The sequence below is a fragment of the Micrococcus sp. R8502A1 genome (genome assembly GCF_006704135.1).
GTDB classification, from domain to species: Bacteria; Actinomycetota; Actinomycetes; order Actinomycetales; family Micrococcaceae; genus Micrococcus; species Micrococcus luteus.
Genome location: NZ_VIGS01000013.1, coordinates 39,989 through 50,657 on the forward strand (window position 1 = coordinate 39,989; position 10,669 = coordinate 50,657).

The 10,669-nt window shown below is 73.7% G+C and carries 11 protein-coding genes; 9 read left to right on the top strand and 2 right to left on the bottom strand.

Translation table 11 applies throughout. From position 1 onward, the window contains the following. The 9 genes from FLM69_RS04355 to dapF all read left to right on the top strand — a co-directional run bounded on the left by FLM69_RS04355 (nt 1) and on the right by dapF (nt 8,480). Nucleotides 1–522, top strand: a complete 522-nt coding sequence (locus tag FLM69_RS04355) for a CinA family protein (protein ID WP_181743483.1) — start codon at nt 1–3, stop codon at nt 520–522. Between the two features lie 80 nt (nt 523–602). After that, nucleotides 603–1,886, top strand: a complete 1,284-nt coding sequence (locus FLM69_RS04360; protein ID WP_141843249.1) for a hypothetical protein — start codon at nt 603–605, stop codon at nt 1,884–1,886. Between the two features lie 107 nt (nt 1,887–1,993). Further along, a complete protein-coding gene (locus FLM69_RS04365; RefSeq protein WP_036315027.1) occupies nt 1,994–2,395 on the top strand; it encodes a helix-turn-helix domain-containing protein in 402 nt (133 codons plus the stop codon). Between the two features lie 98 nt (nt 2,396–2,493). Further along, a complete protein-coding gene (locus FLM69_RS04370) occupies nt 2,494–2,712 on the top strand; it encodes a DUF3046 domain-containing protein (protein WP_002856506.1) in 219 nt (72 codons plus the stop codon). Between the two features lie 211 nt (nt 2,713–2,923). Next, entirely contained in the window at nt 2,924–3,988 is a 1,065-nt protein-coding gene (gene recA, locus FLM69_RS04375; protein WP_036384235.1) for a recombinase RecA, read from the top strand. Continuing rightward, a complete protein-coding gene (locus tag FLM69_RS04380; protein ID WP_036384237.1) occupies nt 3,985–4,992 on the top strand; it encodes a regulatory protein RecX in 1,008 nt (335 codons plus the stop codon). The genes recA and FLM69_RS04380 overlap by 4 nt, the downstream gene beginning before the upstream one ends. Nucleotides 4,993–5,031: 39 nt before the next feature. Beyond that, the gene (miaB, locus tag FLM69_RS04385; RefSeq protein ID WP_020628159.1) at nt 5,032–6,579 is read left to right on the top strand and encodes a tRNA (N6-isopentenyl adenosine(37)-C2)-methylthiotransferase MiaB; all 1,548 of its coding nucleotides are present in this window, start codon (nt 5,032–5,034) and stop codon (nt 6,577–6,579) included. Beyond that, a complete protein-coding gene (gene miaA / locus FLM69_RS04390) occupies nt 6,579–7,517 on the top strand; it encodes a tRNA (adenosine(37)-N6)-dimethylallyltransferase MiaA (RefSeq protein WP_141843250.1) in 939 nt (312 codons plus the stop codon). Before miaB ends, miaA begins: the two co-directional genes overlap by 1 nt. 9 nt (nt 7,518–7,526) lie before the next feature. Next, a complete protein-coding gene (gene dapF / locus FLM69_RS04395; protein WP_129866790.1) occupies nt 7,527–8,480 on the top strand; it encodes a diaminopimelate epimerase in 954 nt (317 codons plus the stop codon). Nucleotides 8,481–8,537: 57 nt separating this feature from the next. Here dapF and FLM69_RS04400 read toward each other — a convergent pair whose 3' ends face one another. Further along, complete coding sequence (locus FLM69_RS04400; protein ID WP_141843252.1) at nt 8,538–9,173, bottom strand: class I SAM-dependent methyltransferase; 636 nt, start codon at nt 9,171–9,173, stop codon at nt 8,538–8,540. Nucleotides 9,174–9,198: 25 nt separating this feature from the next. Next, on the bottom strand, nt 9,199–10,362 hold the full coding sequence (locus FLM69_RS04405) for an NAD(P)-binding domain-containing protein (RefSeq protein ID WP_141843254.1): 1,164 nt from the start codon (nt 10,360–10,362) through the stop codon (nt 9,199–9,201). Between the last annotated feature and the right edge of the window lie 307 nt (nt 10,363–10,669).

Sequence of the window (10,669 nt, forward strand, 5' to 3'; positions counted from 1 at the left end):
ATGGCGGCGGCCCGGGACGTGGTGCACGCGCTCGCGGACGCGGGCCTCACGGTGGCGACGGGGGAGTCCCTCACCGCCGGCCTGCTGGCCGCGCGCCTGGCCGACGTCCCCGGGGCGTCGGCCGTGCTGCACGGGGGCGTGGTGGCCTACCAGAACGCCGTGAAGACCGGCCTGCTGGGTGTGCCGGAGGACCTGCTCGCGCGGGTCGGGGCGGTGGACGCGGACGTGGCCCGACGGATGGCCCTCGGCGCCCGGGCGGCCCTGGGCGCCGACGTCGGTGTGGCCACCACGGGCGTCGCCGGGCCCGAGCCGCACCAGGGCCAGCCGGTGGGCACCGTGTGGCTCGGCCTGGCCGTGCCCGACGCGGACGCGAGCGCGCTGGACGTGTTCGGCGGCGAGCGCGACGGCGCGGCCACCGCGATCCTCCTCCGGCTCGACGGCGACCGGGCCGCGATCCGGGAGGCCACCGTCGCCGCGGCGCTGCAGGCCCTGACGCGCCTGCTCGCCGGCCGCGGCCACTGAGGCTGCATGGGGGCGCCGACCGACCCGCCTCGGCGCCCCGTCCCTGGTGCCGGCCCGCCCCGCCGCGTAGGTTCGGCGCGATGGAGACCGCATCGCCTCCCACCCCGCCCGAGCATGCGCCGCAGGACGGCGACGACGCCCCGGGCCCCCGCGTCATCGGCCTCGTGGCCGACCCGGGCACCCCGTGGGCCCTCGTGCGCCGCATCGCCGGGGATGTCGAGGACCGGCTCGACGACCGCCTGCCGCAGCCCGGCGGCTGGCGGGTCGAGACACGGCAGGAGTCGCTGCCGGTCGGTGCGACCGGGGGCATGGTCCTGGAGGAGCCGGTCCGCTCACTCGCGAACGGGCGGGGATGGGACACGGTGGTCGCCGTCGTCGACCTGCCCCGGTTCGACGACCGGCGCGGCGTGGTGGCGGACGTCGTGCCGCAGCTGCGGGTCGGCGTCGTGTGCGTACCGGCGCTGGGGGTCATCACCCCGGCCCGCCGGCTGCGGGAGACGGTGCTGCGGATCGTCGAGCACATCGACACCGCCCCGCACGTGGACCCGCCGGACGGGGAGCTGGACGTGCAGTCCTCCGACGAGTCCGGCGAGGTGGAGGAGGACGGCGGCCGGTCCCCGACGGACGAGCCTCCCGAGCCCGACACGGCCGCGCTGCGGGGCATCGCCCCGCTGGGCGACGTCGACGCGGACGTCACCACGACCACCGGGATGGGCGGTGAGTCCCGACGCGCGTCCACGGTGTACGTGAAGGGCTGGACGGGCACGCTGCGTCTGCTGGCCGGGATGGTGATGGCCAACCGGCCGCTGCTCATGCCGCGGGATATGACGTTCACGATCGCCTCGGCCAGTGCGGCCGGTGCCTACGGCGTGTTCTTCGGCTCCATCTGGGTGCTCTCCAGCGTGATGTCCCCGGTGCGGCTCGCGGCGGTCAGCGTGCTGTCCGTGGTGCTGCTGGTGGCGTGGCTGGTCACCACGAACGGCCTGTGGACGCACGGTGCGACCCACCGGCACAGCTCGCGGCTGGACAACCTCTCCACCGTGCTCACCGTCGGTCTGGCCTGCACCGTGGTCTACGTCCTGCTCTTCGTCACGCTGCTGCTGGTCGCGCTCATGATCATCCCCGTGGAGTATCTGGAGGAGGAGCTCGACCAGCCCGGCGGCGTGGGCGACTACGTGCGGCTCGTGTGGCTCGCGGCGTCGATGGGCACGATGGCCGGGGCCGTCGGCTCGAGCCTGGACGACTCCGACCGCATCCGGAACGCCACGTACTCCCTGCGGGAACGGCATCGGCGCTCGGAGCGGCACGAGGGCGACGGGGCCGCCGAGGGCCTGACGGCGGAGGAGACCATGTGTCGGGAATGAACGCGACCCCGCCCGACGTTGAATGTAACGAGTCAAGAAGAGTGCCCCGCGGGATCAGGCCCGCGGCCCGGCGCCCTTCAGGAAAAGTCCAGGAGCAGGCGATAGACATGATGCGACATCCCGTCCATTCCCACGGAATCACGCGCTGGGTCGATGACCAGCCCCGTCCCCGCGCGGCCGCCCCCGACATCAAGGAGCGCAGCATGCCCCTCCTCCGCCACGAGATCGGCGACGTCCTGCGCGACGTCCGGCAGCTCCAGGGCCGCACCCTGCGCGAGGTCTCGCACGACGCCCGTGTCTCGCTCGGCTACCTGTCGGAGGTGGAGCGCGGCCAGAAGGAGGCCTCCTCCGAGCTGCTGGCCTCGATCTGCCAGGCGCTGGACATCCCGCTGTCCTACCTGCTGCGGGAGGTCTCGGACCGGCTCGTGGAGCAGGAGGGCATGGTCGTCCCGGACACCCTGCCGGACGACCTCACGGACCCCAGCCTGGGCTCGCTGGCCGGCCGCTGACCCCGCCACACCCACGGCGCGGGCGCCCCGTCTCGGGGCGCCCGCGCCGTCTGCGTCCCCGTCCCTGACCCCGCGACCGACCACAGAGAGGACCGCCCGTGCGCGAGAGCGAGTTCCGCCGGCTGATGGACGAGGAGTTCGGCCCCGCCCGGGCCGGCCTCGTGGCCGACTCCTTGCACCTGCCCGGCCTGGACACCACCGCGACGGCGGCGCTCGCCGCCGGCGTGGACCCGCGGCGGGTCTGGCTGGCGGTCTGCGACCTGCATGAGATCCCGCAGGAGCGGCGTCTCGGTCGGGACGTGCCGCCGAAACGCTGACGCCGCGACGCGCTGGCGGGGCACTGCCCCTGTTCGAACACGTGTTCGAAGAATGCGGTAGAGTCCTGCACAGCAGTGCGACGGGGTGATCTCGTGCACAGGCGGGGCCGGCCACGCTTATCGTGTCCGCCGCCCCCCCGTAGATTCACGGACATGACCGAGGCGGGCGCTCCAGCGTCCGCGGCAGCACCACCAGAGCTAGGGGTGAAGGATGAGCAAGGTGACGGATCGCGAGAAGGCCCTCGAGGCCGCTCTCGCCCAGATCGACAAGCAGTTCGGCAAGGGTTCCGTCATGCGGCTGGGGGACCAGACCCAGGCACCCGTCGAGGTCATCCCCACGGGCTCGGTGGCCATGGACGTGGCCCTGGGCATCGGCGGCCTGCCGCGCGGCCGCGTGGTGGAGATCTACGGCCCGGAGTCCTCGGGCAAGACCACCCTGGCCCTGCACGCGGTGGCCAACGCGCAGCGCAACGGCGGCATCGCGGCCTTCATCGACGCGGAGCACGCCCTGGACCCGGTCTACGCCCGCCAGCTCGGGGTGGACACGGACGCCCTGCTGGTCAGCCAGCCGGACACCGGCGAGCAGGCCCTGGAGATCATGGACATGCTCGTCTCCTCGGGCACCCTGGACATCGTCGTCATCGACTCCGTGGCCGCGCTGACCCCGCGCGCCGAGATCGAGGGCGAGATGGGCGACTCCCACGTCGGCCTGCAGGCCCGCCTCATGTCCCAGGCGCTGCGCAAGGTGACCGGCCGCCTGCACCAGACCAAGACCACGGCCATCTTCATCAACCAGCTGCGCGAGAAGATCGGCGTGTTCTTCGGCTCCCCGGAGACCACCACGGGCGGCAAGGCGCTCAAGTTCTATGCGTCCGTGCGCATCGACGTCCGCCGCATCGAGACCCTCAAGGAGGCCGGCAACCCCGTCGGCAACCGCACCCGCGTGAAGATCGTCAAGAACAAGATGGCCCCGCCCTTCAAGCAGGCCGAGTTCGACATCCTCTACGGGGTCGGCATCTCCCGCGAGGGCGGCCTGATCGACATGGGTGTCGAGGAGGGCATCGTCAAGAAGTCCGGCGCGTGGTTCACCTATGACGGGGACCAGCTCGGGCAGGGCAAGGAGAACGCCCGTCGCTTCCTCAAGGACAACCCGGACCTCGCCAACGAGATCGAGGAGCGCATCCTCACGAAGCTCGGCATCGGCGTGGCCCCGGAGGCCGAGGACGACGAGGCCCCGGCCCTGACCGCGGTTCCGGGGGACACCGCCGTCGGATGACCCGATCGCGCAGGAACGTCGGAGGCGGGGCCGCCCACCGGTCGGAGACGACCGGCCGGAGCGGCTCCGCCTCCGGTGCGTCCGCGTTCGACGACGCCCGGGACTCGGACGTGGGCCGGATGTGGCTCGACCTGGCCGGCGCACCGGAGCCGACGTCGTCCGACGCGGACGCCGCGCGGGACGCCGTGCCCGCGCGCGACGCCGGAACCCCCGCGGGGGACGGCTCGGATCCCGCCCCCGGCGCAGCACCGGATCTCGGGGCCCTGCTGACTCGCGCGAGCGATCTGCCCAGTCCCGCGCCCGGCGCCGGGCCCCGTGCGCTGCCCTGGTCCGGGCGCGAGGACACCCGGGCGGACATCGAGCGCCGGGGCCGGAAGCGGGCCACCACGCCCCCGCGGCGTGGCCGTCCTCGCGACGAGGGACGCCCGGCCGTGGATCCCCGCCCCGCCGTCGAGACCGACCGCCCCCGACGTCGCCCCGGCCCGGCGCCCCTGCCCACCGCACCGCGTGAGCGCGAGGAGGCCGCACGCGAGGTCGTCCTGCGCCAGCTCGCCCTGGGCCCCCGCTCCCGCGGCCAGCTCGAACGCAAGCTCGCCGAGCGCCAGGCCGAGCCCGAGCTGATCGAGCGCGTCCTCGACCGCTTCGAGGAGGTGCGCCTCGTGGATGACGCCGCCTTCGCCGAGGTCTGGGTCCGCAGCCGTCACCGAAGCAAGGGCCTGGCGCGCCGTGCCCTCGGGCACGAGCTCCAGCAGAAGGGCGTGGACCGGGAGATCGCCGCCGAGGCGCTCGAGGCCATCGACGGCGAGGACGAACGGACCGCCGCCCTCGACCTCGTGCGCCGACGGCTGCGGGGCCGCACCGTCCCCGGCGGTGCCTCGCCGGAGGCCCGGGCCGAGCGGAACAAGGTGACCCGCCGCCTCGTCGGCATGCTGGGACGCAAGGGCTACGGCGGCGGCCTCGCGTTCGCCGTCGTGAAGGAGGTCCTCGCCGAGCACGAGGAGTGAGCGGATCCGGGCCGCGCCCGGAGTTCCTAGAATGGTGCGGTGACTCTGACGGACCCCACCCCCCGCACCACCCCGCTCGCGCAGGACGGCGCCGCCGCGCGCCCGCACGAGGGTCTGACCTATGAGGTCCGTACCTTCGGCTGCCAGATGAACGTGCACGACTCCGAGCGCATCTCCGGCCTGCTCGAGTCCACCGGCTACGCCCCGGTCGCCGAGGACGCCCAGGCCGACCTCGTGGTCTTCAACACGTGCGCGGTCCGCGAGAACGCGGACAACCGCCTGTACGGCAACCTCGGCAACCTGCGTGCGGTGAAGGACGCGCACCCGGGCATGCAGATCGCCGTCGGCGGGTGCCTCGCCCAGAAGGACCAGGCCGCCATCCAGCGCAGGGCCCCGTGGGTGGACGTCGTCTTCGGCACCCACAACATCGGCTCCCTGCCCGTGCTGCTGGAGCGCTCCCGCCACAACGCCGAGGCCGAGATCGAGATCCTCGAGTCGCTCGAGGTGTTCCCCTCCACCCTGCCCACCAAGCGCGACTCCACCCACTCCGGCTGGGTGTCCATCTCCGTGGGCTGCAACAACACGTGCACGTTCTGCATCGTCCCGTCGCTGCGCGGCAAGGAGAAGGACCGCCGCCCCGGGGAGATCCTCGCCGAGGTGCAGGCGCTCGTCGACGCCGGCGCCGTCGAGGTCACGCTGCTGGGCCAGAACGTGAACACCTACGGCGTCGAGTTCGGCGACCGCGGCGCGTTCGCCAAGCTGCTGCGCGCGTGCGGGGAGATCGAGGGCCTCGAACGCGTCCGCTTCACCAGCCCCCACCCGGCCGCGTTCACGGACGACGTCATCGACGCGATGGCCGAGACCCCCAACGTCATGCCGCAGCTGCACATGCCCCTGCAGTCGGGCTCGGACAAGGTGCTCAAGGACATGCGCCGCTCCTACCGGTCCGCGAAGTTCCTGCGGATCCTGGAGAAGGTGCGCGAGCGCATCCCGCACGCCGCCATCACCACGGACATCATCGTCGGCTTCCCCGGGGAGACCGAGGAGGACTTCGCCGAGACGATGCGCGTGGTCGAGGCCTCCCGCTTCTCCTCCGCGTTCACCTTCCAGTACTCCATCCGCCCTGGGACCCCGGCCGGGGAGATGGACCACCAGGTGCCCAAGGCCGTCGTCCAGGAGCGCTTCGAGCGCCTCGTGGCCCTGCAGGACCGGATCTCGGCCGAGGAGATGGCCACGCTCGTCGGCACCCGCCAGGAGCTGCTCGTCACCGCCGACTCCGGCTCTAAGGCCGCGGAGCGCGGCCGCCTGTCCGGGCGCGCACCCGACAACCGGCTCGTGCACTTCTCCGTGCCCGCCGGCGCCGAGACCCCCCGCCCCGGCGACTTCGTCACCGTGACGGTCACCGAGGCCCACCCGTTCTTCGCCGTCGCCGACCCGACCGCACAGGACTACGTCCTGCGCCGCTCCCGGGCCGGCGACGCGTGGGACCGCGCCCAGGCCGAGTCGTGCGGCGCGCCCGCCCCCGGCACGGCGGGCGGCTCCGGGGCCACGAGCCTCGGCATGCCGACCCTGCGCCCGCGGTCCTGATGTCCGCCGCCGCGGCCCGGCCGCCCGTCGTCGCCGTCGTCGGGGCGACGGCGACGGGCAAGTCCGCCCTCGCCGTCGCCCTGGCGCACGCGCTGGACGGCGAGGTGGTCAACGGGGACGCCCTGCAGTTCTACCGGGGGATGGACGTGGGCACGGCGAAGGTCACCCAGGCTGAACGCGAGGGCGTCCCGCACCATCAGCTGGACGTGCTCGACGTCGGCCAGGAGGCCTCGGTGGCGGCCTTCCAGTCCGCGGCCCGCGACCTGTTCGACCAGATCCGCGCGCGGGGTCGGACCCCGATCCTCGTGGGTGGCTCCGGGCTGTACGTGCGGGCGGCGCTGGACGTGCTCGAGTTCCCGCCCACGGACCCGGCGCTGCGGGCCGAGCTGGAGGCGCGCGCGCAGCGGGAGGGCCTGGCCGGGCTGAGGGCCGAGCTGGCCGCCCTGGACCCGGTCTCGGCGGAGCGGCTGCAGGACGCCCGCCGCATCGTGCGCGCGCTGGAGGTGTGCCGGCTGACGGGCCGCCCGTTCTCCGCGTTCATGCCGGAGCGCACGTACGCCCCGGAGGTCGCCCCCGTGGTGCAGCTCGGCCTGCGCCTGGACCGGGCCGAGCTGCACCGGCGGATCGCGGCCCGGGTGGAGCGCATGCTGGCCGAGGGCCTGCTGGACGAGGTCCGCCGCCTCGACGTCCCCGGGCCGGAGGGGCTGCGGCAGGGACCGACCGCGTCCCGCGCCATCGGCTACGCCCAGATGCTCGCCGTCCTCGACGGCGAGCTCACCGAGGCGGAGGCGGCCGAGCAGACCGTCGTGGCCACGCGCCGGTTCGCCCGACGCCAGGAGACCTGGTTCCGGGCCGACCCGCGCGTCGTCTGGCTCGACGCGCAGGGCGAGGACATCGTGGCGGAGGCGCTCGCCGTCGTCGCCGGGGACGCCACCTAGACTGGGCTCATGACCGAGCAGCCCGCGGCGCCCGCCGCCCAGGACCCCCTCCACGCGAGCGCGCCGCGCGTGCCGTTCACGAAGGGCCATGGCACGGGCAACGACTTCGTGCTGATCGCCGACCCGGACGGCAACACGCAGCTCGACGCCCAGCGCGTCGCACGGCTGGCCGACCGGCACCGGGGGATCGGCGCCGACGGCGTCATCCGCGCCGTGCGCTCGGCACGCCTGCCGGAGGGTGAGGCGCTGCTCGCCGAGCACCCCGAGGCCGAGTGGTTCATGGACTACCGCAACGGCGACGGCTCGATCGCCGAGATGTGCGGCAACGGGGTGCGCGTCTTCGTGCACTTCCTGGTCGAGAAGGGTCTCGTGGACCTGGCCCCCGGCCGGGCGATCACCATCGGCACGCGCGCCGGCGTGAAGGCCGTGACCCGGCTCGAGCACGGCTACGCGATCGACATGGGCCCCTGGTCCTACCTCGACCCCGAGCTCGCGGAGGAGGCGGCGTCGGACTCGATGGTCCGTGCCCACGGCCTCACCGATCCGCGTCCGGCGCTGAGCATCTCGATGGGCAACCCCCACACCGTGGTCCCGCTGGCCTCCTTCGCCGACCTGCAGGGCCTGGACCTGGGCCGCGCCCCCGAGGTGGACCCCGCCCCGCCGCACGGCACGAACGTCGAGTTCGTGGCCGCGCACGAGCCGCTCGTGCGCGAGGGCGTCGGCCGCGTGCGGATGCGCGTGCACGAGCGCGGGGTGGGCGAGACCCAGTCCTGCGGGACGGGCGCGTGCGCGGCGGCCGTGGCGATGCGCGCGTGGTCGGGCGACCAGGGCTCGGACTCGTGGCTCGTCGAGGTGCCCGGCGGCGTGCTGGCCGTGGATGTCGTGCCGGGCCCGGAGGGGGCCGAGCACGTGGTCCTCTCGGGCCCGGCCGAGCTGGTCTTCGACGGCGAACTCACCGCCTGACCGCTGTCGTTCGGGAAACGGCGGGCCACGAACCGCTGTCGTTCGGGGAACGGCGTCTCAGCGCGCCCGCGCCACCCGCAGGATCCGGAAGCCCTTGACGCTGTCCGCCCGCTCCGCGGTGAACCGGCCGGGCGCGCGCTCCTCGAGCATCCGGCCGATCCACGGCAGCAGCGAGTCCGCGCCGAGGTTCTTCTGCACCACCAGCCAGGCCTCGCCGCCGGGGGCCAGGCGCGGCAGCCACCGCTCCAGCAGGGCGTGCAGCGCCGGCTTGCCGATCCGGATGGGCGGGTTGGACCAGATGAGGTCGAACTCCGCGCCCTCGGGGACGTCCTCCGGCCGCAGTGCCACGAGATTGTCGAGACCCAGCGCCGCGGCGTTGTCGCGGGTCAGCTGCAGGGAGCGGTCGTTGACCTCGACGGCGGTCACCTCCGCCTCGGGCGACCGCAGCGCCAGCGTGAGGGCGACCGGCCCCCAGCCCGCGCCGACGTCGAGGAACCGGCCCCTCGCCGGCGGCGCGGGCACGGCCGAGAACAGGGCCGCGGTGCCCTTGTCCAGACCGTCCGGGGAGAAGATCCCGTTGGCCGTCTGGACCTCGACGTCGCGGCCGGCCAGGCGCGTCCGCACGGTGCGGCGTCGCTCGGGCGCGGAGGGGTCGACGTCGAAGTAATGGGATGCGGAGCTCACGGCGACCATCGTAGTCAGCGGGTCGTGGCGGCCTTCAGCCCGACGCCGGCCCGGCCAGGTCCGAGAGGATCGCGCGCGCTGCGTCGCGCCCGGCGCGGTTGGCCCCGACTGTGGACTGGGAGGGGCCGTAGCCGAGGAGGAACAGGCGCGGCTCGTCCAGGGCGCGCCCGCCCGCCACGCGGATGCCGCCGGCGGGCGTGCGCAGCCGCAGGGGAGCGAGGTGCCGGATCGCCGGCCGGAAGCCGGTGGCCCAGAGGATCACGTCCGCCGGTTCGAACGAGCCGTCGGGCATCCGCACCCCGTCCGGCTCGACGGCCGTGAACATGGGGTGGCGCACCAGCACGCCTCGTGTCTCCGCCTCGCGCACCCAGGGTGAGCGGTGCATCCCGGTCGCCCCGACCACGGAGCCCGGCGGCAGGCCCGCACGGGTCCGTTCGTCCACCCCGCGCACCGACTCGGCCAGGGCGCCGGGCGCGGCCGAGTCCTGCCACTGCGGCTCGCGGCGGGTCACCCACAGGGTGTCCGCGACCGTGGAGATCTCGGCCAGCAGCTGCGTCGCCGAGACGCCCATGCCCACGATCACCACCCGCTGCCCGGCGAACTCGTCCTTGGACACGTAGTCATGGGTGTGCAGCTGCCGGCCGCGGAACGAGCGCATCCCGGGCACCGAGGGCCACCGTGGGGACGTCCAGGTGCCGGTCGCGTTGACCACGAAGTCCGCCCGCCACGTGCCCGGCGCCCCGTCCGTGCGGACGAGGAGCCCGCGCGCACGTCCCGGCTCGCCGATCCGCTCGACGCGCCTCACGCGCACGGACCGCCGGATCGGCAGGGCGAACCGTGCCTCGTAGTCCGCGAAGTAGGCCGGCAGCAGGGCGTTGGCGCGCGCGGCCGGGTCGGCCGGCGGCACCGGGTCGCCGGGCAGCTCGTGGATGTGGTTGACGGTGGCCATCGTGAGCGAGTCCCAGCGGTGCTGCCACGCACCGCCCGGGGCGGTCTCCGCGTCGAGCACCACGAACGTGCCGGGGGCGTCCTCGGGGACGCCGGCGGCGCCGTCGTCGTTCGGAGTCAGCCCCACGACGCCGCGGCGGCGCAGGTGGTACGCGGCGGACAGCCCCGCCTGGCCCGCGCCGATCACGACGACGGTCGCCCGGCCCGTCCGGCCGGGCTGCGGCGGGGCAGGGGAGGGGGACGCGGTCATGCCCGCAGGATACGTGCGCGTCGTCAGCGGACCGGGCGCCGGGGCCCCTGTCGCCCACACGCGCCGCCCGGTACACTCGACGCCCATGTGGATCTGACTCTTATACACAACTCCGAGCCCACGAGACGGAGCTACATCTCGTATGCCGACTTCTGCTTGAAAAAAAAAAAAATTAACCAAGACGATGATAAACAAGATCGATATTCAGCTGATGAGTAGAGACAATTTTTTTACAAGCTAGATGCGGATGATCTGGTCGTCAGGCATTCATGGACTTTCTCCAATGGATGGGTTGAAACCCCAGACG

Bases quoted from the DNA above. Each gene is read 5' to 3' on its own strand.
- FLM69_RS04355 (WP_181743483.1), top strand. From the start codon at position 1: ATGGCGGCGGCCCGGGACGTGGTGCACGCGCTCGCGGACGCGGGCCTC.
- FLM69_RS04360 (WP_141843249.1), top strand. From the start codon at position 603: ATGGAGACCGCATCGCCTCCCACCCCGCCCGAGCATGCGCCGCAGGAC.
- FLM69_RS04365 (WP_036315027.1), top strand. From the start codon at position 1,994: ATGATGCGACATCCCGTCCATTCCCACGGAATCACGCGCTGGGTCGAT.
- recA (WP_036384235.1), top strand. From the start codon at position 2,924: ATGAGCAAGGTGACGGATCGCGAGAAGGCCCTCGAGGCCGCTCTCGCC.
- FLM69_RS04380 (WP_036384237.1), top strand. From the start codon at position 3,985: ATGACCCGATCGCGCAGGAACGTCGGAGGCGGGGCCGCCCACCGGTCG.
- miaA (WP_141843250.1), top strand. From the start codon at position 6,579: ATGTCCGCCGCCGCGGCCCGGCCGCCCGTCGTCGCCGTCGTCGGGGCG.
- dapF (WP_129866790.1), top strand. From the start codon at position 7,527: ATGACCGAGCAGCCCGCGGCGCCCGCCGCCCAGGACCCCCTCCACGCG.
- FLM69_RS04400 (WP_141843252.1), bottom strand. From the start codon at position 9,173: ATGGTCGCCGTGAGCTCCGCATCCCATTACTTCGACGTCGACCCCTCC.
- FLM69_RS04405 (WP_141843254.1), bottom strand. From the start codon at position 10,362: ATGACCGCGTCCCCCTCCCCTGCCCCGCCGCAGCCCGGCCGGACGGGC.